General features: G+C 59.1%; 21 protein-coding genes and 1 pseudogene. 13 read left to right on the top strand and 9 right to left on the bottom strand.

What is annotated here, in order from left to right; genetic code table 11:
* Positions 1-2 precede the first annotated feature (2 nt).
* Complete coding sequence (gene efeO / locus EXW71_RS00190) at positions 3-821, top strand: iron uptake system protein EfeO (protein WP_134657106.1); 819 nt, start codon at positions 3-5, stop codon at positions 819-821.
* 47 nt (positions 822-868) lie between these two features.
* Here efeO and EXW71_RS00185 read toward each other — a convergent pair whose 3' ends face one another.
* Together EXW71_RS00185 and pssA are read right to left on the bottom strand one after the other, a co-directional pair.
* Positions 869-4,552: a hypothetical protein gene (locus EXW71_RS00185; protein ID WP_256657132.1), complete on the bottom strand. Its 3,684-nt coding sequence runs from the start codon at positions 4,550-4,552 to the stop codon at positions 869-871.
* A gap of 152 nt (positions 4,553-4,704) precedes the next feature.
* Positions 4,705-6,048 (bottom strand): CDP-diacylglycerol--serine O-phosphatidyltransferase, encoded by a 1,344-nt coding sequence (gene pssA / locus EXW71_RS00180; protein WP_134657105.1) that lies wholly within the window; start codon positions 6,046-6,048, stop codon positions 4,705-4,707.
* Positions 6,049-6,172: 124 nt separating this feature from the next.
* Between pssA and EXW71_RS00175 the strand changes: the two genes are divergently transcribed.
* Together EXW71_RS00175 and EXW71_RS00170 are read left to right on the top strand one after the other, a co-directional pair.
* Positions 6,173-6,745, top strand: coding sequence for a TetR/AcrR family transcriptional regulator (locus EXW71_RS00175; protein ID WP_134657880.1), 573 nt, complete (start codon positions 6,173-6,175; stop codon positions 6,743-6,745).
* Positions 6,746-6,790: 45 nt separating this feature from the next.
* The gene (locus EXW71_RS00170) at positions 6,791-7,270 is read left to right on the top strand and encodes a nuclear transport factor 2 family protein (protein WP_134657104.1); all 480 of its coding nucleotides are present in this window, start codon (positions 6,791-6,793) and stop codon (positions 7,268-7,270) included.
* A gap of 179 nt (positions 7,271-7,449) precedes the next feature.
* Here the strand turns inward: EXW71_RS00170 and EXW71_RS00165 are convergent, their stop codons facing one another.
* Complete coding sequence (locus EXW71_RS00165) at positions 7,450-8,607, bottom strand: PQQ-dependent sugar dehydrogenase (RefSeq protein ID WP_134657103.1); 1,158 nt, start codon at positions 8,605-8,607, stop codon at positions 7,450-7,452.
* Positions 8,608-8,619: 12 nt separating this feature from the next.
* A complete protein-coding gene (locus tag EXW71_RS00160) occupies positions 8,620-8,934 on the bottom strand; it encodes a hypothetical protein (protein ID WP_123716390.1) in 315 nt (104 codons plus the stop codon).
* A 184-nt stretch (positions 8,935-9,118) separates the two neighbouring features.
* On the opposite strand from EXW71_RS00160, the gene EXW71_RS00155 reads away from it, so the two are divergent.
* Together EXW71_RS00155 and ligD are read left to right on the top strand one after the other, a co-directional pair.
* A complete protein-coding gene (locus tag EXW71_RS00155; protein ID WP_134657102.1) occupies positions 9,119-9,952 on the top strand; it encodes a Ku protein in 834 nt (277 codons plus the stop codon).
* Between the two features lie 23 nt (positions 9,953-9,975).
* Positions 9,976-12,438: a DNA ligase D gene (ligD, locus tag EXW71_RS00150; protein WP_134657101.1), complete on the top strand. Its 2,463-nt coding sequence runs from the start codon at positions 9,976-9,978 to the stop codon at positions 12,436-12,438.
* A 19-nt stretch (positions 12,439-12,457) separates the two neighbouring features.
* Here the strand turns inward: ligD and lpxO are convergent, their stop codons facing one another.
* Both lpxO and EXW71_RS00140 read right to left on the bottom strand, forming a co-directional pair.
* Positions 12,458-13,357, bottom strand: a complete 900-nt coding sequence (gene lpxO, locus EXW71_RS00145) for a lipid A hydroxylase LpxO (RefSeq protein ID WP_134657100.1) — start codon at positions 13,355-13,357, stop codon at positions 12,458-12,460.
* A gap of 259 nt (positions 13,358-13,616) precedes the next feature.
* Positions 13,617-14,960, bottom strand: coding sequence for an LPS O-antigen chain length determinant protein WzzB (locus tag EXW71_RS00140; RefSeq protein ID WP_134657099.1), 1,344 nt, complete (start codon positions 14,958-14,960; stop codon positions 13,617-13,619).
* A gap of 336 nt (positions 14,961-15,296) precedes the next feature.
* Between EXW71_RS00140 and EXW71_RS00135 the strand changes: the two genes are divergently transcribed.
* Entirely contained in the window at positions 15,297-15,683 is a 387-nt protein-coding gene (locus EXW71_RS00135) for a TIGR03067 domain-containing protein (RefSeq protein WP_134657098.1), read from the top strand.
* 133 nt (positions 15,684-15,816) lie between these two features.
* Here EXW71_RS00135 and EXW71_RS00130 read toward each other — a convergent pair whose 3' ends face one another.
* The gene (locus tag EXW71_RS00130) at positions 15,817-16,629 is read right to left on the bottom strand and encodes a bifunctional 2-polyprenyl-6-hydroxyphenol methylase/3-demethylubiquinol 3-O-methyltransferase UbiG (RefSeq protein ID WP_134657097.1); all 813 of its coding nucleotides are present in this window, start codon (positions 16,627-16,629) and stop codon (positions 15,817-15,819) included.
* A gap of 154 nt (positions 16,630-16,783) precedes the next feature.
* Between EXW71_RS00130 and EXW71_RS00125 the strand changes: the two genes are divergently transcribed.
* The 7 genes and pseudogenes from EXW71_RS00125 (at position 16,784) to EXW71_RS00095 (ending at position 23,597) form a co-directional block, all read left to right on the top strand.
* Positions 16,784-18,022, top strand: a complete 1,239-nt coding sequence (locus EXW71_RS00125) for an MFS transporter (protein ID WP_134657879.1) — start codon at positions 16,784-16,786, stop codon at positions 18,020-18,022.
* 145 nt (positions 18,023-18,167) lie between these two features.
* Entirely contained in the window at positions 18,168-18,545 is a 378-nt protein-coding gene (locus tag EXW71_RS00120) for a hypothetical protein (protein ID WP_134657096.1), read from the top strand.
* A 255-nt stretch (positions 18,546-18,800) separates the two neighbouring features.
* Complete coding sequence (locus tag EXW71_RS00115) at positions 18,801-19,970, top strand: FAD-dependent monooxygenase (protein ID WP_134657095.1); 1,170 nt, start codon at positions 18,801-18,803, stop codon at positions 19,968-19,970.
* 31 nt (positions 19,971-20,001) lie between these two features.
* Complete coding sequence (locus EXW71_RS00110) at positions 20,002-20,250, top strand: hypothetical protein (RefSeq protein ID WP_134657094.1); 249 nt, start codon at positions 20,002-20,004, stop codon at positions 20,248-20,250.
* Positions 20,251-20,414: 164 nt separating this feature from the next.
* Positions 20,415-20,651: pseudogene (locus EXW71_RS28885) on the top strand (site-specific integrase); the annotation flags it as partial.
* 20 nt (positions 20,652-20,671) lie between these two features.
* Positions 20,672-22,258: an ABC-F family ATPase gene (locus EXW71_RS00100; RefSeq protein WP_123716400.1), complete on the top strand. Its 1,587-nt coding sequence runs from the start codon at positions 20,672-20,674 to the stop codon at positions 22,256-22,258.
* Positions 22,259-22,421: 163 nt separating this feature from the next.
* Positions 22,422-23,597, top strand: a complete 1,176-nt coding sequence (locus tag EXW71_RS00095; protein WP_134657093.1) for an MFS transporter — start codon at positions 22,422-22,424, stop codon at positions 23,595-23,597.
* Here EXW71_RS00095 and EXW71_RS00090 read toward each other — a convergent pair.
* Together EXW71_RS00090 and EXW71_RS00085 are read right to left on the bottom strand one after the other, a co-directional pair.
* Positions 23,591-24,640, bottom strand: coding sequence for a dienelactone hydrolase (locus EXW71_RS00090; protein WP_123716402.1), 1,050 nt, complete (start codon positions 24,638-24,640; stop codon positions 23,591-23,593). The genes EXW71_RS00095 and EXW71_RS00090 overlap by 7 nt on opposite strands.
* A 204-nt stretch (positions 24,641-24,844) precedes the next feature.
* Positions 24,845-25,456 (bottom strand): FMN-dependent NADH-azoreductase, encoded by a 612-nt coding sequence (locus EXW71_RS00085; protein WP_134657092.1) that lies wholly within the window; start codon positions 25,454-25,456, stop codon positions 24,845-24,847.
* Positions 25,457-25,480: the final 24 nt, after the last annotated feature.

Below are 25,480 nucleotides of genomic sequence, written 5' to 3'. Positions count from 1 at the left end.
CCATGAAGAAGTCGTCTATCGCGTTGTCGTTGTTAATGTCCCTTTCGCCGCTGGCGGCCTTCGCCGCTACTGCGCCGCTGGACCTGGTAGGCCCGGTGTCGGAATACAAGATCTACGTCACCGAAGAAATCGGTGAGCTGGTCACCCAGACTCAAGCGTTTACCGATGCAGTGAAGAAAGGCGACCTGGCCACCGCCAAGAAGCTCTATGCGCCGACCCGTGTGCACTACGAGTCCATCGAGCCGATCGCCGAGTTGTTCAGCGACCTCGACGCGTCTATCGACTCCCGTGTCGACGACCACGAAAAAGGCGTTGAAGCTGAAGACTTCACCGGCTTCCACCGTATCGAATACGCCCTGTTCTCCAAGAACAGCACCGAAGGCCTGGGTGCCCTGGCCGACAAGCTGAACAGCGACGTCAAGGACCTGCAGACCCGCGTCGAGGGCCTGACCTTCCCGCCCGAGAAAGTCGTTGGCGGCGCCGCTGCGCTGCTCGAAGAAGTCGCGGCCACCAAGATCTCCGGTGAGGAAGACCGCTACAGCCACACCGACCTTTATGACTTCCAGGGCAACGTCGACGGCGCGAAGAAAATCGTCGACCTGTTCCGTGGCCAGATTGAGAAGCAGGACAAGGCGTTCCTGACCAAGGTCGACAAGAACTTCGCCACCGTGGACAAGATCCTGGCCAAGTACAAAACCAAGGATGGCGGTTTTGAGACCTACGACAAGGTCAAGGAAAACGACCGCAAGGCGCTGGTGGGCCCGGTCAACACCCTGGCGGAAGACCTGTCCACCCTGCGTGGCAAGTTGGGCTTGAACTGACGTTGACGGACGCCTTCGCCATTGTCGCGGCGAAGGCGTCTGTGCCGTCAGGTGGCCGTTGGCTCGAAGCCCTGCAGAGGTGCCCCTTCAGCTTTGAAGGTGCGTGGGTTGATTGCGTACCACAGGTTGTTTTTCTGCACGGCGTACAACGAATGCCCGGCACAAGTGCCGGCTCGGCTGCCGACCGGCTGGCCGCTAGCCGCATAGACGCTGGTATACACCCCGGCGCCCCAGCGGCACTTTTCAAAGGCCGTGGCAGGCAGGTAGATACCCGCGCCCAGGGCACGCAGTTCCCCCTTCATAAACTCTTTCCCCAAAGCGGCCACCTTCTGGCCCGTTTTCAACACCCCGACGGCACCTTCCAACGGGTTGAATACGCTGCGCAGAAACGGCGATGCCCCGTCGAGTCCCTGCAGGGAAAACGCCCTGCCGTTAAATGGCAGGACCACTTTCATTCCCTTGTAAAAGCGCTTCGCACCCGACAACCCGCCGGTTACCGCAAACGAGGCGAAGTCGATCAACATCCCGCGTAGCCCTTGTGCAATATTGCCCTCACCCAGATCGACGAATGCACCGACAAATGGCAGCAGGCCCACGACCATCCGCAGGTTGCCCGGGCTGAAAACGTCGTCGGTGCCAAATGGAAATGCCCGCCTGCGCTGATAGTCGGTGGGCTGACTGGCATAGCGGACCAGAGGTTCGCGCGGCATGGTGAAGCTGTTAGCTAATACGCCCTCGACGATACGGTCGATTTTCTCGCTGTTGAACGTATCGGGCACCGGCAACTGTGCATGTTTCGGGTTCCCGGCCAACCGTTCGGCAGCCAGGTCAGGCGCGGCCTTTTCGATGATGACCGACGACTGCGCACCTGCTTTTGGCTCACTGCCATGCTTGTACGCCTCGAAGTCAAAGCTGGCTGGCGCTGCGTGTCGGAAATCCCGCAGCACGTTGGCAAAGGGGCCGTAGGGTTTCTGGCCCATCTTGACTTGCCCGCCCAGCGCCAACGTGTAGCTCAGATCGGTAAGCTTGATGATGCGCATGGAATCCGGGAAGACCTCGAAATAACCGAACCGTGGCTCGACTGCGCCCGTCTCATAGCGGATCAAGGTGCCATGGGTGCCCTTATGCCTGGATACGTTGGAGTCGGGCCCATTGTCGTCCTCAATGGCTTCGCCGGTCTCCTCGCGCAAACTGAAGAATTCGACCTGCCCTACCTCCAAGGCCTTGCGATCTTCCAGCGGCAACTGCGCGAACATCAATTTGAGTACCGTGCTCTGCGCCGCGCGGCAATCCGCCACGTAATGCTCGATGGCAGGGGCTACCAGCGGCGCGATTTTCGGCAGTTTTTTGATGCGCTCATCAAACTCGGCCTGGGAAATTTTCGGGTGCTCGAACCGGTACTTCGCTTTGCCTGTGCGGTAATCGTTCAGCCACGTATTCAAGGCAACCAGCGCACCCGGCGAGTCCTGCTCTGCCAGCAGAAACTCAGTCAACAATACCTTTTGGGGCTGACCGTGCTGCCGGGGGTCGGCCACACGACGCAAGTTGAACCCGCGAATTTCATCGTCAGTCATCTCGGGAAACAGCAGAGCCAGTTGCTCGACAAGCAAGCGCGTCATCGAGGGAGGCTCGGCCGTAAGCGTCGTGAAGGCATCGCGCGCAGTGTTTTGCTGTTGGCTGAACGCCTGCGCCGCCGCCTGGTAGTGGTGCGGGGTGTACTTCCCCTCCTGAGGCGCGGGAAACACGCCCGCCATGACGGCCCACTCCAGCAAGGGCACGGTGCCCACGCCTTTGAACAGTGCCTCCTGCTCCGGGTTTTGCGGTTGCAGGCGTGCCAGGGCCATGATCTGCGTGCCGTTCAGCGCCCGCGAGCTGCCTTGCCCAGCCAGCGCTTCGGCGACGCCACAACCCAACCGCAGAGCAAGCCATGCCGGAGAACCTATTCGTACGTCATCCGGGTTCTGCTTGAGAACCTCCGGCATCTGTGCCGGCACTTGCGGATCGAGCTTGATCAGCATTTCCGGCGCAGCGTGTGCCAAGAACATATGCGCCAGAAACGGCGCACTTTCGACAGTTGCGCCTTTTTCCTGCAGATGTCGCTCAACGTCGGCACGCACCTGTTTTTGCGTGCGCCCCAGATTGCCGGGCTGATAAATGGCGTAGCCGGCCACGGTTCCGGGCGTGCCCGGCAGGCTGCCCTGAACGGTGAGCTTGAGCGCCGTGGCCAATAATGCGTGACGCTGCGCCCTGGGCAACGGTCGGCCATCGGCCACATCGAAAAGCTTGAGTTCCTTGGCCAAGGCGTCTGCTTTGGCCACGGCAATGGGGGAATCGAAAAACGCACTCAGCCGCCGATCAGGGTCTGCAGACAACGTCTGCCAAGGGTCGGGGCCGGCCAGAAAGCTGTCGAACAACGCGGCTACGCTCGCGGCGCTCCTCTTGAGTACGTCACAGTCAGCGCCGGTCAGTGCACCCGGCGCCCAGACGCCGGGGGTCAAGCTTGCATAATCAGCGACCAGGGGCGGTTCTGGCCAGCGTGTGTCGAGCCAAGCCAGTACATCGCGGCCTTGCTCTGGCGTCGTCGGTGAGCCCGCCCCAAAATAATCCAACGCTTGGCGCACATCCCAGGTGGCGGTGGAGTACAGCGCGTTGCCGGTTTTCTGGCTTTGCTCGACCAGCGCGTGTAAGCGGCTTTTCATTTCCTGCACGCCAGCGGCCTGATTCTTGCCGACTTCGTCGTCGAAGTGGGCTTGCAGCGTCCGCCATGTGCCCTTGGCATCGCGCTGTTGAAGGACGCCCTGGCTGATTCTGAAACGGTCACCGACGCTGTCCAGGCCGATCTTCTCAAGAAAATCACGAAACGCTTGCGAGGTAAGCAGTTCGACAAAGGCTTGGCGTGGTAATTGGCTGTCGCGCTCCAGGGAGGAGCCAAGGGGCGCACCAAAGGGCTGCTGATCCAACCGCAGATCATCGCCCGCCTTCAGGCCGCGCATACGCTGGCGAAGCTGCTCCGCCAAGCCGGCGCGGGCAGTTGCATTGCTGTTCGCCGCCACTGCGCGGGTAAAAGCGTCCCGCCATTGCTGGCGCTTCTCAACGGTAATGGGTGGCCAGCCATCGCGCTTGAGGTGTGCACCCAGCGCTGGAGCCGCCTGCTCGTTCTTCGCAGGTTGCACCCCGTAAAAATCCAGAATGATATCCCGCGGGATCGGCTCAGAAGGCATGTTGGCGGGAATCCCCAAGTCACTCGGCGACAGTATTTTCTGCAGCTTTGCGAGCGTGCTGCCGACCGCCCACCAACCTGAACCATCGGTGGTGGTAAACCGTACAACGGCGTCTTTTCCATCGCGGCTGACCACGCCCACAACGCTGTCACTGAACACGCGCACCGTAGAGATCTTCAGGCCCTTGGCACGGAACCAGTCCTGCAGTCGCGGCTCACTGAGCGCCTGTTGATACTGGCTGATAAATGGCCCGATAGACGCATTTCGCGGGATGAGCGGCTCAGGGGTAATACCTGAGCTCAGCCAGCGTCCCACTTTGGTCTGCAGCGTTGCATCGCCTTTGGGAGCGTTTTCTTCGGAGGGGAATCGACGTGGAGTTTCGGTTACCGCAGCCTCGGCGCTACGCCTGCCCCGCGGTAAAGGGCTTGGCCCCATCAGGCTTGACGCAGGGTGGGGTGGGATCGGCGGGCGGGAGAACCGGCTGTGGGGGATTACCTGAATAAACGACATTTCTATTTCCTCTCTACCAATAAGGATGGTGAGAGTTCTCGTCCGTAAGAACTGTCGAGAGGAAATCTACAAGTCGGAACCTGGATGCTTCGTAAGCCAACTCCCAAAGAGCTGAAGGCAGAAACCCGGAATTATCTTGCTACGCTCGTCGCTTACAGAATCCGGTACAACAACCGCTCGATTCGCACTCGACTGACCCGCCGCAAAAACTTGCCCACGGCCTGCGGATAATCCGTCAGGGTCTGCAACTGTTGATAGCCTGCAATACGCGTGGTGTGCTGGAAAATGTGCGCCAACTCCGTACGCCGCGCCTCCAGCCATTGCCCCTGCGGGTCATCGATCAACAAGCCGTTTTCCAGGTCGAGGCGGAACGCACGCGGGTTGAGATTATTTCCCGTCAGCAAGGTGTAGCGCTGGTCGACCCACATGCCCTTGAGATGGTAGGTGTTCTCACCGTCGCGCCACAGGTGCAGGTTCAACTGGCCACTGTCGATTGCCGGCTGATGACGCTTGGCGAAACGGCGCAGGCTGATTTCGTACAGGTAAGGCAGTGCCGCGATCACCTTGAACGGCTCGCTGGGTGGGATGTAGAAGTCATTGGCGGTTTTGTCGCCGACAATGATGTCGATCTTCACGCCCCGCGCCAGGGCACGGTTGATTTCCCGGGTCACAGGGAGTGGCAGGTTGAAATAGGGGGTGCAAATGGTCAGTTGATGCTGGGCGCCGGCGATCAATTCGAGCACCACCCGGTTCAGCGGGTTGTTCTTGCCCACGCCCAGTAATGGGCTGATTGCCAGATGATTGTTGGGCAGTTGCCCGGCCGTCGTGTCATAGGCCGCATGTTTCAGGCGGCTGCGCAGGTCGCCGATGTCGTTGCGCAGACTGCGGGCGGTGGGCGGGTTGGGCAGGTCGAGGCGATGCACAGCCTTGGAGGCGACGAGGCCATGCTCCACCAAGTGCTGCATCGAATCGGCCAGCGGTTTGCTGTGGATCAAGTGGTAACGGTCATAGCGGTACTTGTCGAACTTATGCAGGTACACGTTGTTCAGGCTCGCACCGCTGTACAACACGCTGTCGTCGATCACAAAGCCCTTGAGATGCAGCACGCCGAACAGCTCGCGGGTCTGCACCGGCACGCCATACACCGGCACTTCGCTGGCGTTGCCCTGGGTCATGGCCTGATACCAGGCACTGTTGCCCGGCTGCTTGCCGGCGCCGATCAGGCCACGTTGTGCACGTAGAAAATCGACCACCACCACAATGTCCAACTCCGGCCGTGCCGCTTTGGCGGCGTGCAGCGCGTCGTAGATCTCCTGCCCCGCTTCGTCATGCTGCAAGTACAGCGCAACGATGTAGATACGCTGAGTGGCCTGGGAGATTTTTTCCAGCAGGCAGCGCCGGAACTCCTGGGCGCCGCACAGCACGTCAATGGCCTCGGGGGTGAGTGGAAAACCGCGCAGTTTGGGCAATAGGGAGCGTTTGAAGAACGACGGCATAAGGCTCGCAATGGGTCGAATCCGAAGAGGCCCCGAGCTTACACCATGGGTGGGCTCAGGTCTCGTTGTCAGGCATGGAAAAAGTTGATTGACCAAGAAGAACGATCGTTCTACTGTTGGCCGCATGAACGATATGACCCAGAATGAAACCCGCGATATTATCCTCGACGTCACCGAGAAGTTGATCTATCGCCACGGCATCGCTGCCACGGGCATGGAGTTCCTGGTGAAAACCGCCGGTGTTTCGAGAAAAAGCATCTATCGCTACTTCGCCAACAAGGACGAGTTGGTGATCGCCGCCCTGCAACGTCGCGATGAGCGTTGGCTGCACTGGCTGCGTGCCGAGGTGGAACGCCGCGAAGGCAGCGGTGAGCGCCTGCTGGCGCTGTTCAGTGCGCTGAAAACCTGGTTTGCGTCTGCAGACTTTCGTGGCTGCGCCTTCATCAACACCAGCGGCGAAACCGGCGACGCGCAGGACCCGGTGCGTCTGTTGGCCAAAGCCCACAAACAGAAACTGTTCGAGTACGCACTTGAACTGTGTGAAGCACATGGCACCCCCGACCCGCGACAGCAGGCCGCGCAGCTGCTGATCCTGATCGATGGTGCGATTACCGTTGCCCTGGTCATGGGCGATTCAACAGCCGCTGATAATGCGCAATGCATGGCGCGAACGTTATTGGGACTTGAGAACGCGTAAACCTGGCAACTATCACTACCGCTTATTGTGTCAAGGAGCTGCCCCATGTCACCTACACCGGAAACACGCCCGCCTTTACCGCCATTTACCCGCGAATCAGCAATCGAAAAAGTCCGCCTGGCCGAAGACGGCTGGAACTCCCGCGACCCACAGCGGGTTTCCCTGGCTTATACCCTCGATACGAAATGGCGTAACCGCGCCGAGTTTGCGCATAACCGCGAGCAAGCCAAGGACTTCCTCACCCGTAAATGGGCCAAGGAACTGGACTATCGGCTGATCAAGGAATTATGGGCGTTTACCGACAACCGGATTGCGGTGCGCTATGCCTATGAATGGCACGACGACTCCGGCAACTGGTTCCGCTCCTACGGCAATGAGAACTGGGAGTTCGACGAAAACGGCCTGATGGCCAACCGTTTCGCCTGCATCAATGACCTGCCGATCAAGGAGAGCGAGCGCAAGTTCCACTGGCCGCTGGGCCGACGTCCGGATGAGCATCCAGGGCTGTCCGACTTAGAGCTCTAAACATTTAGAGCGGACGACGGATAACCTGTGGCGAGGGAGCTTGCTCCCGTTGGACTGCGTAGCAGGCCCAGTCTTTTCGAACCAAAAGCTGGGGCCGCTACACGGCCCAACGGGAGCAAGCTCCCTCGCCACAGTGACAGCATCAAGTCCTGACTGACTGGCATTGCTCGGCAACACATTCAGTCCGTGTTCAGGCCAACCCGATACAACACACCGTCATCCTCATCCGTCAGCACATACAGGTAGCCGTCCGGCCCTTGCCGCACATCGCGGATGCGTGCTTTCAAGCCGCCCAGCAAGCGTTCTTCATGGATCACCTTGTCGCCATCGAACTGCAGGCGGATCAGCTCCTGGCTGGCCAAGGCACCGATGAACACGTTGTGTTGCCACGGTTTGAAACGATCAGCATCGTAAAAAGCCATGCCACTGATGCCCGGTGATTTTTCCCAGACATGATGCGGGGGCACGGTGCCCTCCACTGTCTTGCCCTTGGCTTCCGGGATCGGCGTCAGTGAATAGTTGATGCCGTGGGTCGCCAGTGGCCAACCGTAGTTCTTGCCACGCTCGATGATGTTGATTTCATCTCCCCCGCGCGGTCCATGTTCGTTTTCCCAGATCGTGCCGCTCCACGGGTTCATGGCCAGCCCCTGCGGGTTACGCTGACCGTAGGACCAGATTTCAGGCCGTACGCCCTGCTGGCCGACGAAGGGGTTGTCCTCCGGCACACGACCGTCCGCAAAGATGCGCACGACCTTGCCTTGCAGTTTGTCCAGGTCCTGGGCCGTCGGGCGGTCGTTGTTTTCTCCCAAGGTCACAAACAGGTAGCCATCACGGTCGAAAGCCAGGCGCGAGCCAAAGTGGTTGCCGGTCGATAACTTGGGCTCCTGGCGCAGGATGACCTTGAAGTCCTTCAAGCCGCTCAAGTCATCGGCCAGGCGACCACGCCCAACGGCGGTCCCGGCCTTGCCACCCTCACCACCGCCTTCGGCGTAGGACAGATACACCAGGCGGTCCTGCTTGAAATCCGGTGACAGCACAACGTCGAGCAGGCCGCCCTGCCCTTTGGCCCACACCTGAGGCACGCCGGTCAGCGGTGCCGACAGTTTGCCGTCGGGGCTGACAAACCGCAGGTGGCCGGGGCGTTCGGTCACCAGGAAACCTTGTTTATCCGGCAGGAATGCCACAGCCCAGGGATGGTCCAGGCCCTTGGCGATCGGCGTGGCGCTGATGCTGCCCTGCTCGCTGGGAAACTGTTGAGCCTGCGCCGCATAGGCGGCCGTCAGTGGAAGTAGCGTGGTTGCACAAATAGCGGCTAGCAGGGTTTTGCGTAGAAACATAAGACATCATCCTTACCGGCGGTTGCCGTTGGCATCATAGGTGGGGGCTTTGGTTTCGGTCGCGGGCCGGCTGGGGGCGCTGTCACGCTGAGGGTAGCGATTGCCGATACCGCCGTTTTCCAGGGTCGGCGCGGGGCCGCTGGGGGCCGGCTGAATACCGCGAGTAGCCGGCGCATTGGGCACGGTGCCCTGCATGCTGTTGGGGTTGGCCCGATGAATTGGGCTGTTGTTGGTATCAAAGTGGCCGGGCAGATTTTGCGCCTGGGTTAAGGGCACCAGCGCCAGGCCCAACGCCAGCGCGGTAAAACGAAGTATGCAACGGTTCATGACGATGCCTCTCTGGAGCGGATAACACCTGCTTTCGATAACACGCTACGCCTGGGGTTCGGCATTCGTAACTAAATACTTTCCGGTCAGATGTAACACGATCTGTCCGCACGTCCATCCATCGAAACTTTTCCCCGAGCCGTCCAGTCAGCAGAAAACCAGCACCTCAGAAGGAATCGCACATATGCCACGGGCAATCTGGAAAGGCGCCATCAGCTTCGGCTTGGTCCACATCCCTGTTTCACTGGTCTCGGCAACGTCGTCACAGGGCGTGGATTTTGATTGGCTGGACAAGCGCAGCATGGACCCGGTGGGCTACAAACGCATCAATAAGACCACCGGCAAGGAAGTCACCAAAGAAAACATCGTCAAGGGCGTGGCCTTTGAAAAAGGTCGCTACGTGGTGCTAAGCGAGGACGAAATCCGCTCGGCCCACCCCAAGTCGACCCAAACCATCGAGATCATCGCCTTTGTCGCCAGCGAGCAGATTCCACTGCCGAACATTGACACGCCCTACTTCCTGGCCCCGGACAAACGCGGCGGCAAAGTCTATGCGCTGCTGCGTGAAACCCTGAAGAAAACCGGCAAGGTCGCCCTGGCCAACGTCGTGCTGCACACCAAGCAGCATCTGGCGGCGCTGATGCCATTGGAGTCTGCCCTGGTGCTGGTCATGCTGCGTTGGCCCGCCGAAGTGCGCAGCCTCGACGAATTGGAATTGGGCAGCGACGTCACCGAGCCAAGCCTGGCCAAAGGTGAGCTGGACATGGCCAAGCGGCTGGTGGAGGACATGAGCGCCGATTGGCAACCGGACGATTATCGCGACAGTTTCCAGGACAAGATCATGGCGCTGGTCGAGAAGAAGGCCAAGGCCGGCAAGATCGAAGACGTGGAAACCCAACAAGACAGTGAGGAACGCAAAACCGCCGACGTTATTGACCTTACGGAATTGCTCAAACGCAGTCTGGCCGGCAAACCGGCGAAGAAAGCCCCAGCCAAGAAACCGCGTAAAGCCTCCTGAGCCTGCCAAAGGAGCCTCTTGCCATGCCCAAGCCCCTGAGCGAATACAACCGTAAACGCGACTTCGAAATCACTGCAGAGCCCTCCGGCGCGGCGCAGACCAGCGCGCGAAAAGCGACCGCCTTGTCGTTTGTCATCCAGAAACATGACGCACGCAACCTGCACTATGACTTCCGCCTGGAGTTGGACGGTGTGCTCAAAAGCTGGGCCGTGCCCAAGGGTCCGAGCCTGGACCCGAGCCAGAAGCGCCTGGCGGTGCATGTCGAAGATCATCCGCTGAGCTACGGCACCTTCGAAGGCAGTATCCCGGCCGGTCAATACGGTGCCGGCGATGTGATCGTGTGGGACCGTGGCGTCTGGCAGCCCCATGAGGATCCGCACAAAGCCTATCGCGCCGGCAAGCTGAAATTCACGCTGGTCGGTGAAAAACTCTCCGGCGACTGGACCTTGGTACGCACCCGCCTCAAGGGCAGCGGTGACAAGGAACAATGGTTGCTGATCAAGGAAAAGGATCAGCAGGCACGCCCGGCCACCGACTACGATATCGTCCAGGCCGAACCAAACAGTGTTATCAGCAACGCTTCAGTGGGTAAAGCCAGCGCCAAGGCCAAGCCTTCCAAGGCGCATGTCCCCTTCCCCATGCAACTCGCCCCGCAACTGGCTACCCTGATGGACCGCGCTCCGCCTGGCCAATGGCATTACGAAATCAAATTCGACGGCTACCGTATGCTCGCCCGCGTTCACGAAGGTGAGGTTCGCCTGTTCACGCGTGACGGCCATGACTGGTCGGATCGTCTGCCACGGCAGGTCAAAGCCTTGCAGGCGCTCAAACTCAAGGACAGCTGGCTCGACGGTGAGATGGTCAGCCTGGATGGCGACGGTTTGCCGGACTTCCAGGCGCTGCAGAATGCCTTCGACATCGGCCGCAGCCTGGATATCGTCTATTACCTGTTCGATGCGCCCTTCCTGAACGGTGTCGACCAACGCCAGGCCCCGGTCGAGGACCGTCGGGCAGCCCTTAAAGCGGCGCTGTCCGGCAGCAGGAGCACACTGCTGCGATTCTCGGAGACCTTCACCGCCCCTGAGCGCGACATCGTCGAAAGTGCCTGTACCTTAAAGCTGGAGGGGCTGATCGGCAAACGCGCGGGGAGTCCCTATGTCTCTGAGCGCAGCACCGATTGGATCAAGCTCAAATGCCGCCTGCGCCAGGAGTTCGTGATTGTCGGCTACACACGACCCAAAGGCTCGCGCAGCGGGTTTGGCGCGTTGCTGCTGGCGGTCAACGACGAGGCCGGGCTGGTGTACGCCGGTCGCGTGGGCACAGGTTTCGATCAGGCTGCGCTGAAAAACCTTTACGCAACACTCAAAGACCTGGAGCAAGACACCTCACCCCTGCTGCAGCCACTCAAAGGCAGCCAGGCGCAGGACGTGCATTGGGTGAAGCCCAGCCTGGTGGGCGAGGTGCAATTTGCCGAGTGGACACGCGAGGGCCTGGTGCGTCAGGCCGCGTTCATTGCACTGCGCACCGACAAACCCGTTACGCAGATCATTCACGAGCAAGCCAACCGCACCCCATCCAACAAGCCCCAACCCGAGGGTAGCCAGGTGAACATCACCCATGCGGAGCGTGTCATAGACGCGCAGAGCGGCACGCAAAAGCAGCAATTGGCGCAGTTCTACACGCAGATCAGCGATTGGATATTGCCGTTCCTGCGGCACCGGCCGGTATCGCTGCTCAGAGCGCCTGAAGGCGTTGAGGGCGAACAGTTCTTCCAGAAACACTCAGAGCGCCTGCCCATTCCTCATATCAAGCAGCTTGAACCGGCCCTGGACCCCGGCCACGCGCGCCTGATGGAAATCGCCAATGTCGAGGCGCTGATCGGTGCCGTACAAATGGGTACGATCGAACTGCATACCTGGGGTGCCACCACAGACAAGATCGAAACACCGGACCAATTTGTACTCGACCTCGACCCAGACCCGGCGCTGCCTTGGAAAAGCATGCTGGAAGCGGCGCAATTGACGCTGTCGGTACTCGATGAGCTGGGGCTCGAGGCATTCGTCAAGACCAGCGGTGGCAAGGGCTTGCACCTGATCGTGCCGCTGGCGCGCAGGGATGGCTGGGACACCGTAAAAGCGTTCGCGAAGGCCATCGCACAGTTCATGACCCAGTCACTGCCCGAGCGTTTCACGGCCACCAGCGGCCCAAAAAACCGGGTCGGCAAGATCTTTGTCGATTACCTGCGTAACGCCCGTGGCGCCAGCACCGTTGCAGCCTATTCGGTACGCGCACGACCGGGCCTGCCGGTGTCGGTGCCGGTCAGTCGGGATGAGTTGAAAGAATTGCGAGGTGCCCAGCAGTGGACGGTCGCGAACCTGCAGGAACGGTTACAAGGCTTGAAGAGCGACCCGTGGGCCGGTTATGCCAACCGCCAGCGGATCAGCAAGAAGATGTGGGACAAGCTGGGCGCGCAACCACCGCAGTGAGGCGCGCCGCAGCCATGCTTCAAATGAGGATGAAGATTAACGCCAGCCCGGCGAAGATCGCCCACTTTTCCAGGTAGTAGCGTGCGCGGTTGCGCTTCTTGAGTTCCTTGCCCCGCAGGCGGATCTTGTACAGGCGGGTAAAGGCGCGGTTCAAGCCACCAGTCTTGTCGCCATCATCATTGGGCGAACCCGCAGCAGCCATCACGTTGCGACTGAACCAGCGATTGAACGCTGCCGCCCAGCGATACTTCATCGGGCGCTCGATATCACAGAACAGAATGATGCGGTTGTGCTGCGTAGCGTTTTCCGCGTAGTGAATGTAGGTCTCGTCAAACATCACCGGCTCGCCGTCGCGCCAGTAATAGCTTTCGCCGTCCACATTGATGTAGCAACCCGGATCATTCGGTGTATCCAGGCCCAGGTGATAGCGGTAGGAACCCGCGTACGGGTCACGGTGACGCACCAGCTTGGACCCCGGCGGCAGCTCGGCGAACATGGCGGCCTTGATCGAACCGATACTCTGCACCAGTTCCGTGGTACGCGGGCACAGCTTCATCGCCGATGGATGGCTGTCGCCGTACCACTTGAGGTAGAAGCGCTTCCAGCCCGACTTGAAGAACGAGTTGAAACCCACGTCGTTATACTGATCCGAACGTTTGATCGCCCCTGCCTGCATCAGGTCCTGACCTTCCTTGCGGATCTCCTCCCAATGCTCCTGCAGCGGACTCAGGTCCGGAAAGTCGCTGGGTGACAGATAAGGACGGCTTGGCTGCTTGGAGAACAGGTAAAGAAAGCAGTTGACCGGCGCCAGGAACGTCGAATGGTCGCTAAGCTGACGGCCCAGCTTGTGCCGTACCCGCCCACGCAGGTGGACATACGCAATAGAGGCAACGTAGAGAATAACAATGATGAGTTTCAAGGGATTCGTCACAAGTCAGGGAGAGAACAGGCTGCTCCTGCTGGCCCACATCAGCCGAGGATGGATAAGCAGCACCTGAAATCACAATTCATGTACAGGTGACACGCGCGCACGGAAAAATCCGGCGACGCATGACCATTGGCCGTTATTTAGCCACAGTTTGTAACCAAAGGTTAACTAAGAATTGTGAAAAGCTGTCCACTGAATGTGCTGGGGGATTTGTGGGCGGGCTCCTTCGCCCGCCCACTGGCGTGGGTCTTTACGTCAAGGGTTGATCGTCTTTGCGTTCGCGGCGGGAAAAACTGCTGTCTTCCAATGCCGAGTAGGCGATAGCGTTTTGACGGGACAGCATGAGATGGCGTATCAGCGCAATCATTAACCCCAGCAACACACCACCCACCAGGCTCAACGCAATGACCAAGGCTTTCTTCGGCTTGACCGGCGCCAATGGCTCCTGGGCGCGACGGTCAACCGTGACCAGCTTGAGGTTGCTCATATCGATGTTGAGACCGCGCAACCGGGCAACTTCAGCTCGAAGCGGCTCGACATCCTTCAGGAAAATGTCTTCATTCCCACGTTTTTTCAGAATCTCAACTTCCCGGTTGGACTCAAGCAACTGAAGTTCCTTGCCGATTTCCGCAATGCGAGGGTTGGTGAAATCGTCACTGGTCCGCTGCTGCAACGCGGCGCGCTCTGCTTCCAGGGCTTCAGTCCCCATGAAGTACAGTGGGATCTTCTGATTGTTGACCTCAGTACGCATCACCTGATTCGAACCGCCGCGGGTGGAATCGGCCATGGAGGATGGCGTGGTCGGTGTCTTGATGCCCATGGACTTGGCAATGGAAATGGCTTCGGCCAGTTCGGCCAAGCGATTGGTGCGCTCCATCTTCATCTGCAAACGCAGGGCGCCCAGCTCATCCTGCAACTGCGCACGCTTGAGTCGATCAGACTCAAGCAGCTTGGCGATCTTGGATTCCTTTTCGGTATCGTAGTTGGCACGGGCCGCGTCGATCTTGCCCTTGAGCTCGGTCAACCGGTTATTGACAATCACCTTGAGGTCGGCACCGACTTGCGCACGTTCGGCTGCGATGGCGTAATCGACAAAGCCGTTGAGAATGGCAACGCCATCAACGTCTGCGGGGTACTGCAATTCCAGGCGGATATAGCTACTCAACGAGTCTGATTTCTTCGGGTCCGGCAGGATCAGATTGACGGAATTGCGGTTGAAATCCTCGAAGCTCTGCTCCAGGCTTTGCCCCGGTTTCTTGAAAGCCTTGAACAACTCCTCGTGTTCCTTGAAAAAGCCTAGGCGAGCTTCGTACGAGTCCAACTGGGCCCCGACTTTTATAAGAGCGTCTGCGGGTGGGAGTTTGTAGACCTCGGAACGGTTCAACGCATCCAGCTCGTTGATTGCCGCAGGCCGCAGCACACTGCTGACCTCATACGTCTTAGGCGCCAGGAAGGCATAGCCCGCACCCAGCACTCCTACCAGAAGCGTACAACCCACGATCAGCTTTTTTTGCCGCCAAATACCCTGGAACAGTTCAAATAGATCAATTTCATCGGAAGCGACGGCGGGCGGAAGCGGGGAAGTTCGATTCAAAATAAGAACACCTTAAAATTAATACTAAAAGGCCATCACCCATCAAAGTCCTGTGACTTCGAAATCAGGGACAACGCCCTGCGATAACGAACCGATGGCACTGTGACCACTTAGTCTGATGAAAGGTCCTACTTAGCAGGAGTTTATTTCTGTCTTATGCAGGCAAATATTGGCTACAGCATTCATGTAGGACAGACGTAGCTAGAATCGTAGTCAATACAACATGAAAAAGCTGTCAAATCCCTGTCTTCTAAAGAAAAATTCCTGCATACCGTCCGAATTACCGTTTTTACCCGGTACAAAACCCTCATTCAGCGCCAAGAAAAAGGAATTTGCATGTCATCCCCTTCCGACCATGACTATAACGCCCTCCAAGGCACCTGGGAGCAGACCGCCCTTGAAGACAGCGGCGTACTCAACCCCGTCGACTCCCACAGCGCGCCCGGTGCCATGACTACGATTGAAGGGGACCGCTTCCAAGTGACCACGGTCGAGGGTGTTATTTTGCTGGCCGGGCGGTTTTCCCTGGACACCAACACCCACCCCAAAAGCATTACCTGGGTGGACGCCATCGGCGATGACGCAGGAAAGCAGCTACCTGCCAGCTACCGGCTCGAGGGGGATCATTTCGTATTTATCGCTGCTGACGAGGGCATGCCCAGGCCGACGGTGTTCAGTACCGGCCCGGGGCAAACCATGCGTACGTTTGTACGACGCGGTTGAAAAGGCGCACATCCGAACGCTCGACACCCTTTTCACACAGCCTTCACTTCCCGAGCGCTACGTTGACGCTTACCTACTCCAGTGAATCCCTTAGCCCGCCTCTCGCGGGCTTTTTTTCGTCGGAAAACCCTGCTCAAGCGGGAAGCTTGGTCGCAGTCAGGGTGAAACACAGTGGCAATTGCGCGCACTGGTGTTCGTACTGGTCATACAGTTCTTCACGATTGGAGTGCGGGTACTCCTGCAAATGGCCGATCTGCAACTGCGCCGCAATCGCTCCGCTGATCACGCCCCCCAGCGTGTGCACGTACCAATACGACGTCGGCCCTTCAATCGAGTCTTGCCCCTCGTAGACGATGGATTCCTGCAACACAAAGGGATCGCGCTGGAAATACGAGCTGGCCGGCAGCATTGGGTTGGCGGCCCTGGGATCGAATATTTCAAGGAACGGATGGGTTTCGTACATCACCAGGACTCCGCCAGGCTTGAGCGTACTGGCCACCTGGCGCATGAACAGTGCCACATCCGGCATCCAGCCCAATACCCCAATGGTCACCAGCGCTACATCAAACTGCCCCATGAGCGGCTCAGGCAGATGGTGGATATCGCTCTCGATAAACTGCGGACAATGGGGCGAAACATCGGCCAATTCTCGGGCTTGCTGGATAAACGCACGGGATTGATCGACACCCACCACGGAACGAGCCCCCAAGCCAAATAATGACAGGCACTCGCGGCCGTTGTTACAGCAAAGCTGCACCACGTCCTTGCCGGCAATGCCGACCTCTTGCAGCAAGCGGATTATGGTGGGGTCAAGGCAGGAAAAGTCGGGATGCGCGACCGCTGCCAACATCGCCTTCCAGGTGGCGGTGTCCTTGTGCAGCCTGGCGGATTCATCCCAGGCGTGCCGATTGCTCGTAACTGCCTGTTCAGGCGTAGGCATGTCCATTGCGTCTCCAGAAAGTCAGTGCGGCGGGGTTCAGAAAGTAAGCCAGTTTCCTGCCAGATAAAACCCTCGGGCAGGCTGAAACTAATCTCTATGCCTACAGGTCATTAGGCCAATGAGTGCTCAACGCCTGAGTGCTGCTGCTGAAGAATTCATCGTGGCTCATCACACCGACCTGCGTACGACCCTATCCCTGGACAGCCTGAACTTCTTCCTGGCAGACGTGCGAGATGGCCTCGGGCCCTATCTGGCGATCTACCTGTTAGCGGTACATAAGTGGGACCCGGCCAGTATCGGCGTAGTCATGACCCTGGCAGGTATCGCCGCCCTGATTACCCAAGGCCCGGCGGGCGCCCTGGTTGATCGCACCCATAGCAAACGCGCGGTGATCGCGATTGCCGCCATCCTCGTGACCATAAGCTGCCTGATATTGCCCTTTGTCAGCTCATTCGGTTGGGTGGCGCTGACCCAGGCGGCCAGCGCGGTCGCCGCCTCCGTATTCGCCCCGGCGATTTCGGCGATTTCCCTGGGGATTACCGGGCCACGTGCCTTTACCCGTCGGACCGGGCGCAACGAAACGTTCAACCACGCCGGCAATGCCGTGGCTGCGATGCTGGCGGGCGGCCTGGCCTACCTGTTCGGACCCGTTGTGGTGTTCTACCTGATGGCTTTCATGGCGATAGCCAGCCTGGTAGCGGTCAGCTGTGTGTCACCGACGGCGATCGATCACGAGGTTGCCCGGGGCTTCGACCCGGCCCACGCTCAAGACCACGAAGTGCCGTCCGGCTGGAAAGTACTGCTGGCCAACCGTCCGCTGTTGCTGTTCGCCATTTGCTGTGCACTGTTTCACTTGGCCAATGCCGCCATGCTGCCGCTCGTCAGCCAGAAACTGGCTCAGATCAACCTGCAAATGGCCACGCCCCTGACCTCCGCCTGTATCGTCGCTGCACAGCTAGTCATGGTGCCAATGGCCTGGCTGGTAGGCATAAAAGCCGACGTGTGGGGCCGCAAGCCTTTACTGCTGGCTGGGTTCCTGATCCTGCCGCTGCGCGGTGTGCTGTATACGCTGTCCGACGATCCCTATTGGCTGGTGGCGGTACAAATGCTCGATGGCATTGACGCAGGCATTTTCGGCGCGCTGTTCCCGGTAATCGTCAAGGACCTGACCCAAGGCACCGGGCGCTTCAACGTCAGCCTGGGCGCACTGTCCACGGTCTTCGGCCTGGGCGCGGCGTTAAGCAGCAGCCTCGCCGGCTTTGTGGTGCAGCAGGCCGGTTACAATGCCGCTTTCCTGACCCTGGCGTTTGTTGCAGCCGTGGCGTTGGCGCTGCTATGGCTGGCAATGCCGGAAACCCTGGCAAAACCCTCTTTCGAGTGCCAGACAAGTGTTGCCTGACCTATGCGACAATGCGCGCCAAATTCCGACACATATCCCCAATTTTCTGCTCAGCGACCGGGTTTCGCGCCTCGATGTCGCTGTTGACGCATGCCTGAAGCCCCCTGCCGCCACGCGCTCATAACGACGCATTGGACGATCCGTTATGATGCGTCTGCTTATCGAAGAGAGAGTGGAAATGCGCTTTAACATGCTGGCCATCGGTGCCGCTCTTCTCGTGGCGCTGGCTGACTACTTACTACTACCTTCCGTTCTGACCGGGCTGAGGTCCAACCCTCAAATACAGAGCTACAGGGCGGATCCCGACCTGACATTCCAGGTCGTCAGCCAGTGCAAACAGAGCGTAATCAATGCTGATGCGTGCTACCAGGCATACAGCGCGGCAGTTCAGCTTTCTAACCTCAAGAGCTGCAGCAGTGAGGCGATAGCAATGAAGCGCAGGTTCAAGTTATTGGTTGAGCGCAATACCCTTGAGGCCATTGAGAGCGGACTCATCAAAGAGTGCGCGCCTACTGAAAATTGACCACCGATCCAACCTGGTCCGATGGGATTTAATCCAGTCGCGTCTGCTACGCCGGTCAGTTCACAGAGGTACACTGACGCCAAACTCAGATCTGATCCCCCTCCTGCTTTCCAAGCTGAACGAAATGCTCTGACGAGTTGGGAAAGCGCTTTCGGGTCCGGTGGTTCTCTCTATCGTCCATCAACATCGTCCATCAGCCCTGGCCTTTATAGACTGAGTATAATGCTCGGTGCTCATCTCTCCGTGGATCCTCCTATGACCAACCACTCTGCTCCCGTCCAGAGTCCGCTCCTGCCGTCCGCCTCTCCCGTGCTCGTCAGTGGCGCCAGCTTTGCGGGCCTGGCGACTGCCTTCTGGCTCAACCGTCTGGGCTACCAGGTTACGATTGTCGAGCTTGCAAGCGGACTTCGCAGAGGTGGGACGCCGGTCGACATCGAAGGCGAAACCATCTGCATTCTTGAGCGCATGGGCTTGTTCGGTGCGGTCCGGGCGAAGGCACTTCCCCCTCGCGCATTCAGGTTCAAGGACGCCGACGATCGTACGCTCGGCGGCATCGACGCCGCGACGGGCGCGGAAGAACCCTCGCGCACTCGATTTGAGATACATCGCGATGACCTGCTGGATATCCTCTTCTGCGGAATCAATGGATCGGCCGAGGTGTTATTCGGCCGGTCGATCAAACAACTCGAGGACGGGCCAGACGGCGTCACGGTCACTCTGAGCGACGGCATGCGGCGCACTTTTGCTTTGGTGTTCGGGTGCGACGGCAATCGCTCCAACACCAGGAAGTTGGTGTTTGGCGCCGAGGAGAACTTCAGTTACTTCATGGGAGGCTATGTCTACCTGAAGGTCGTACCGGTGACGGGAATATTACCGCCCAACGTATCCGAGGTGTTCAGCGCGCCAGGCCGGACGGCGATGCTGAACGGCTACGACGACCGGACAGACATCTGCCTCGCTTTTCGCACCGCAGGTGAAATCGAATATGACTATCGCGACCGCGCGCATCAGCGCGCGATGATCCATGACCATTTCGATGGGCTGGGCTGGAAGGTGCCGACTGCCCTGAAACATGTGGATGCCGACGACGATTTTTACTTCGACAGGATCAACCAGATCCGGATGCCGTCCTGGTCGAAGGGGCGGGTCGTTCTCGTGGGGGACGCGGGCTACTGCGTATCGCCGGTCGCCGGCATGGGCGGCTCGATGGCGATCATCGGTGCGGGGCGGCTTGCGCAAGCCTTGGAACGGCACGGCGCCGACTACGCTGCCGCCTTCCAGGACTATCACGAGAAACTGCACGGCTTTGTCGAAGATATTCAGACAAGGGCCGCCAATGAAGGCATGGCAACCATATTCCCAGCCGACGACGCCGAAATGGCGGAGCGTGATCGAAAACTCCGTGACGGCAAGCTTGATCTCTAGGCACCGACCGCGCGTGCTCAATGCCGGGAGAATGTCTTCGCTTTTCGAGGTCGTGCGCGAGTTCTACCTGCCTCACGTTGTGACCGACACCGATTCGAATATTGGCAATCGTGTCACGAGCGCCATCAAGAACCTGATCGCCGGAACATTCGAAAAGGTTAATGAGTCGAGGGTCAAGGTCAGCGATAGCCCCCATCTGCTTTCTACGCTCGGCGTCTCGATTGCCACCGCGCATCGCCTTCTTGAACTTGATCCCGAACTCCTGAGCCATGCTGCATAACGCTCGACGGCTGACCTTGAGTAACTGGGCGATTTCGCCCTGAGTGTGAGTTGGCGCGAGCGCGGAGACTTGTTCAATCAGCTTTGCATGCTTCTCTACGCGCGCATTGATTGGGGTGTAAGCGCAACGCCATTTCGAGTTATCGACCATCCTGAATTCCGGTGTCGTTGAAAGCTTTGAACATCCGTCGTCGACCGCCATACAACTGTCGTCATACCTATGCGACAATACGCATTATGTCTGGCATGAACCCCGCCTTCATCTCCCAGCAGCTCGGCCATAGTGTGCAGATGCTGCTCTCGACTTATGCGCGTTGGATCAACTCAAGCTCGGACTGGAGCGAAATGGAAAAGCTCCAGATTGGTCCCAAATTGGTCCCAGCTCAAATAAGCGCATCCTAAGCTATTGATAGGTAAAGTAATTGATCTCCACAGCTAACATCACCATGCAGTTCGGCGCCAAGCCGCTCTTCGAGAACGTCTCGGTCAAATTCGGCGCCGGTAACCGTTATGGCTTGATCGGTGCCAACGGTTGCGGCAAGTCGACCTTCATGAAAATCCTCGGCGGCGACCTGGACCCGTCCGGTGGCCAGGTCATGCTGGAGCCGAACGTGCGCCTGGGTAAACTGCGTCAGGACCAGTTCGCCTACGAAGAATTCACGGTACTCGACACCGTAATCATGGGCCACGAGGAACTGTGGAAGGTCAAGGCCGAGCGCGACCGCATCTACTCGCTGCCGGAAATGACCGAAGAAGACGGCATGGCCGTGGCCGAGCTGGAAACCGAGTTTGCCGAAATGGACGGCTACACCGCCGAATCCCGTGCCGGTGAGCTGCTGCTGGGCCTGGGCATCCCCCTGGAACAACACTTCGGCCCGATGAGTGAAGTGTCCCCCGGCTGGAAACTGCGCGTATTGCTGGCCCAGGCGCTGTTCTCCGATCCGGAAGTGCTGTTGCTCGACGAACCGACCAACCACCTGGACATCAATACCATCCGTTGGCTGGAAAACATCCTGACCCAACGCTCCAGCCTGATGATCATCATCTCTCACGACCGTCACTTCCTGAACAGCGTGTGCACCCACATGGCTGACCTGGACTACGGCGAGCTGCGCCTGTTCCCGGGCAACTACGACGAATACATGACCGTCGCCACCCAATCCCGTGAGCAACTGCTGGCAGACAACGCCAAGAAGAAGGCGCAGATCTCCGAACTGCAATCCTTCGTCAGCCGCTTCTCGGCCAACGCCTCGAAAGCCAAGCAGGCCACTTCCCGCGCCAAGGCGATCGACAAGATCCAACTGGCCGAGGTCAAGCCTTCGAGCCGCGTGAGCCCGTTCATCCGCTTCGAGCAGAATAAAAAGCTGCACCGTCAGGCAGTCATCGTCGAACGTATGGCCAAAGGCTTCGACGGCAAGCCGCTGTTCAAGGACTTCAGCTTCCAGGTCGAAGCGGGCGAGCGCGTGGCGATCATCGGTCCGAACGGTATCGGCAAGACCACCCTGCTGCGCACCCTGGTCAACGAACTGACGCCGGATGCCGGCAGCATCAAGTGGACCGACGCTGCGGAACTGGGCTACTACGCCCAGGACCACGCCCATGATTTCGAAGACGACGTCACGCTGTTCGACTGGATGGGCCAATGGACCCAAGGCGAGCAAATGATCCGTGGCACCTTGGGCCGTATGCTGTTCTCCAACGACGAGATCCAGAAGTCGGTGAAGGTGATTTCCGGTGGTGAGCAAGGTCGCATGCTCTTCGGCAAGCTGATCCTGCAAAAGCCGAACGTATTGATCATGGACGAACCGACCAACCACTTGGACATGGAATCCATCGAAGCGCTGAACCTGGCGCTGGAGAACTACCCGGGCACGCTGATCTTCGTCAGCCACGACCGTGAGTTCGTATCGTCCCTGGCCACCCGCATCATCGAGCTGAGCCCCAACGGCGTTACAGACTTCAGCGGTACCTACGACGACTACCTGCGCAGCCAGGGCGTGGTGTTTTAAGAGCAGCGATCAGCTGTTAGCTGCAAGCGGCAAGATCAAGCCCCATTCAATGTGATGGGGCTTTTTACATCTGATGGAATACCATCATTGATGGTTAGCCTGCTTCCTTTCCCTCCAGGCCCTTGCCATGATGCATTCACCGCCCGCCCGCGAACGAGTGCCCATGTCCGACGCCGCCCCCTCCTCTCTGTCGATCACCCTGCAGATCGTCTCTATTGTCTTCTACACCTTTATCGCGTTCATCTGCATCGGCCTGCCGATTGCGGTGATTCCAGGCTATGTGCATGAACAACTGGGTTTCAGTGCGGTAGTCGCCGGCATCACCATCGGCTCGCAGTACCTGGCCACCCTGCTCAGTCGCCCGATGGCCGGGCGCATGTCCGACAACGTCGGCACCAAGCGCGCGATTGTGCTGGGCTTGGCCGGCATTTTCGCCAGTGGCGTGTTGACGCTTTTCGCGACCTTGCTACAGAGCATGCCCGCACTGAGCCTGGGCATTCTGATCGCCGGGCGACTGTTGCTTGGCGTGGCCCAAGGCCTGATCGGCGTGGGCACCATCAGTTGGTGCATGGGGGCAGTAGGCGCCGAGCACACGGCGCGCTCGATTTCCTGGAACGGCATCGCTTCCTACGGCGCGATTGCCATTGGAGCGCCATTGGGTGTGGTGATGGTGGCCGATTATGGCTATACCAGCCTGGGCATCGCCTTGTCGGCACTCGCGGCCCTGGGGCTTGTGCTGATTCGCAATAAACCTTCAGTACCCGTGGTGCGTGGCGAACGGCTGCCCTTCTGGGCGGTGTTCGGTCGCATCGCTCCGTTTGGGGCGAGCCTGTGCCTCGCGTCGATCGGCTACGGCACACTCACCACCTTTATCACCCTGTACTACCTCAATCGCGGTTGGACCGGCGCAGCTTATTGCCTTACGGTATTTGGCGTGTGCTTTATCCTGTCGCGCCTGGTGTTTATCTCCGCCATCAGCCGATTGGGAGGCTTCCGCGCGGCCATTGTCTGCATGACCATCGAGACGTCAGGGCTGACATTACTCTGGCTGGCGCCATCCACCAGCATCGCCTTGATTGGCGCAGGACTGACCGGTTTCGGTTTGTCGCTGGTGTATCCGGCGCTGGGCGTGGAGGCCATCAAGCAGGTGCCCAACAGCAGCCGGGGCGCGGGTTTGAGTGCGTATGCGGTGTTTTTTGACCTGGCCCTGGCGATTGCCGGCCCGCTGATGGGCGCCGTGGCGCTGAATCTCGGCTACGGCTGGATCTTCTTCTGCGCCGCGCTGCTATCGCTCACGGCCTTGGGCGTGACCTTGCAACTCAAGCGCCGCGCCTACTGATCGGCGGTCTGCAACCCCGCCCGGGTGAACTGGCCAAGTGTGTGAGTGAAAAAGCGTCCGGCCTCGGAAATCAGATCACGGTGAATCCCTTCGCGGTCGACGCCATCCGCGTCAGTGCAGATGGCCGGCATTGCCATCAGTTGATCGCTGTCGCAAGGTGCCATGAACACAAAGTGCCCTGCCCCGGCCAACAGCTTGAAATCCGGTGGCTGCGGTAGTTTGCGGGCCAGGGCGGCAGCGTTCTTGTCCACGGCCACCAGCTTGTCGCCATCCCCGCTATACAGCAGCACCGGCACATGCACATCCGCCAGCGTATGGCGACCAAACATCAGACTCAGCGGTGCCATCAACATTAATGCGTGGATACGTGGATCGGCCTGCGGTTGCAGATCGTCACGGTCCACCACCAGCTCACCCTTGGTGGTGCAGGCATCACGGTCCTCCGGACGCTCCTGGCAATAGCGGCGCAGACGATCGAAGTCGGGCTTGGCGCCGGCGAGGATCAAGGCCGTCTCGCCCCCCGCCGAATAACCGATGACGCCCACCTGATCGACGTTGACGAACGGCGACAGCATCGGTTCATTCAAGGTCGCCGTGATCGCGGCGGAGATCTGGATTGGCCGGCCATACAAATTGCTCACCGTGCCCAAGCGGCTGTGATCCTTGTAGTTGTCGCCGGGATGCAGCACCGCCACCACCACAAAACCTTTGCGTGCAAGGGATGTGGCAAGGTCATGCAGGGCCAAGGGTGTACCGGTATTGCCGTGGGACAGCATCAGCATCGGGAAACGGCCGATGGCGACCCTCGCGTCTTCGGTGGCGGCGACGTGATACGGCCCCAGCCGAGTGGCATGTTCAAGGCCCAGGGAGGGGCCGGTGGAGGGATAGAACGCGATGGCTTTCATCGGTTGCGAATCCAGCGGATCGAGAAACGTCATGCGATGAAAGCCCACACTCCAATGCGGGTGCGGTGCAGGCGCAGCGTGCACTGAAACCAGGCCGCCGAGCAGGGAAAGAACCAAAACAGCACAAAGACGCATCATGGGGATGTCCACCTTTGCTGCATGAGAACCGACATGTCGAATTAAGAATCCAGGTGATAACCCGTGCTTGCATAACCTGGGCCAAATTAAAGACATCGGCAAAACGAAAAAACTCCGTACCCAATCGTTTAACGCGATCAGAGTACAGAGTTTAGGCGCCCGGGTTCAGATTGAAACCGAGGAAGGGCGGAATTTACACAAGCCTTACGCGGCAGCGAACAATTGTTCGTTAATGACTACGTTGGCGTCGCCTATCGACTTGGCGCGCACTTCATCACCATAGGCCAGGCCTTCGGCGCGCACGATTTCGATATCGGTGATGCCGAGGAAGCCAAACAGCAATTTCAGGTAGCCTTCATGGGCTGCGCCTGACGCCTGGCCAGCATGCAGGCCACCCGCCGTGGACACGATGATGACTTTCTTGTTGCCGCACAGGCCTTCAGGGCCGGCTTCGGTGTAGCGGAAGGTCTGGCCGGCAACGGCGATGCGGTCGATCCAGGCTTTCAGCTGGGTCGGGATGGTGAAGTTGTACATCGGCGCACCGATCACCACGGCATCGGCGGCGAGAAACTCAGCCAGCGACGATGCACTCAGGTCAGCTTCGTGTTTTTGCGCCGCGTCACGCAGTTCGGCCGCGGTGCCCAGTGCGCCGAGGGTGGCGCTGGAAAAATGGTTGATGCCTTCGCTGGCCAGGTCGCGGTAAGTCACTTCCAAACCGGGTTCGGCCGCTTGCCAGGCCTTGACCACACCAGCGCTTAGCTGACGGGAAGCCGAGTTGTCGCCGAGGATGCTGGAATCGATATGCAAAAGTTTCATGGCGGTTCTCCAAGTGAGGATCGC

The sequence above is a fragment of the Pseudomonas sp. BCA17 genome, assembly GCF_004519405.1.
Taxonomy (GTDB): domain Bacteria; phylum Pseudomonadota; class Gammaproteobacteria; order Pseudomonadales; family Pseudomonadaceae; genus Aquipseudomonas.
The sequence above is the reverse complement of the archived record's forward strand: the minus strand, read 5'-3'. Positions and strand labels throughout refer to the sequence as shown.

What these genes read in the sequence shown, in the direction of transcription:
- efeO (WP_134657106.1), top strand. Translation starts at nt 3, where the DNA reads ATGAAGAAGTCGTCTATCGCGTTGTCGTTGTTAATGTCCCTTTCGCCG.
- EXW71_RS00185 (WP_256657132.1), bottom strand. Translation starts at nt 4,552, where the DNA reads ATGTCGTTTATTCAGGTAATCCCCCACAGCCGGTTCTCCCGCCCGCCG.
- pssA (WP_134657105.1), bottom strand. Translation starts at nt 6,048, where the DNA reads ATGCCGTCGTTCTTCAAACGCTCCCTATTGCCCAAACTGCGCGGTTTT.
- EXW71_RS00175 (WP_134657880.1), top strand. Translation starts at nt 6,173, where the DNA reads ATGAACGATATGACCCAGAATGAAACCCGCGATATTATCCTCGACGTC.
- EXW71_RS00170 (WP_134657104.1), top strand. Translation starts at nt 6,791, where the DNA reads ATGTCACCTACACCGGAAACACGCCCGCCTTTACCGCCATTTACCCGC.
- EXW71_RS00165 (WP_134657103.1), bottom strand. Translation starts at nt 8,607, where the DNA reads ATGTTTCTACGCAAAACCCTGCTAGCCGCTATTTGTGCAACCACGCTA.
- EXW71_RS00160 (WP_123716390.1), bottom strand. Translation starts at nt 8,934, where the DNA reads ATGAACCGTTGCATACTTCGTTTTACCGCGCTGGCGTTGGGCCTGGCG.
- EXW71_RS00155 (WP_134657102.1), top strand. Translation starts at nt 9,119, where the DNA reads ATGCCACGGGCAATCTGGAAAGGCGCCATCAGCTTCGGCTTGGTCCAC.
- ligD (WP_134657101.1), top strand. Translation starts at nt 9,976, where the DNA reads ATGCCCAAGCCCCTGAGCGAATACAACCGTAAACGCGACTTCGAAATC.
- EXW71_RS00135 (WP_134657098.1), top strand. Translation starts at nt 15,297, where the DNA reads ATGTCATCCCCTTCCGACCATGACTATAACGCCCTCCAAGGCACCTGG.
- EXW71_RS00130 (WP_134657097.1), bottom strand. Translation starts at nt 16,629, where the DNA reads ATGGACATGCCTACGCCTGAACAGGCAGTTACGAGCAATCGGCACGCC.
- EXW71_RS00120 (WP_134657096.1), top strand. Translation starts at nt 18,168, where the DNA reads ATGATGCGTCTGCTTATCGAAGAGAGAGTGGAAATGCGCTTTAACATG.
- EXW71_RS00115 (WP_134657095.1), top strand. Translation starts at nt 18,801, where the DNA reads ATGACCAACCACTCTGCTCCCGTCCAGAGTCCGCTCCTGCCGTCCGCC.
- EXW71_RS00110 (WP_134657094.1), top strand. Translation starts at nt 20,002, where the DNA reads ATGTCTTCGCTTTTCGAGGTCGTGCGCGAGTTCTACCTGCCTCACGTT.
- EXW71_RS00095 (WP_134657093.1), top strand. Translation starts at nt 22,422, where the DNA reads ATGTCCGACGCCGCCCCCTCCTCTCTGTCGATCACCCTGCAGATCGTC.
- EXW71_RS00090 (WP_123716402.1), bottom strand. Translation starts at nt 24,640, where the DNA reads ATGATGCGTCTTTGTGCTGTTTTGGTTCTTTCCCTGCTCGGCGGCCTG.
- EXW71_RS00085 (WP_134657092.1), bottom strand. Translation starts at nt 25,456, where the DNA reads ATGAAACTTTTGCATATCGATTCCAGCATCCTCGGCGACAACTCGGCT.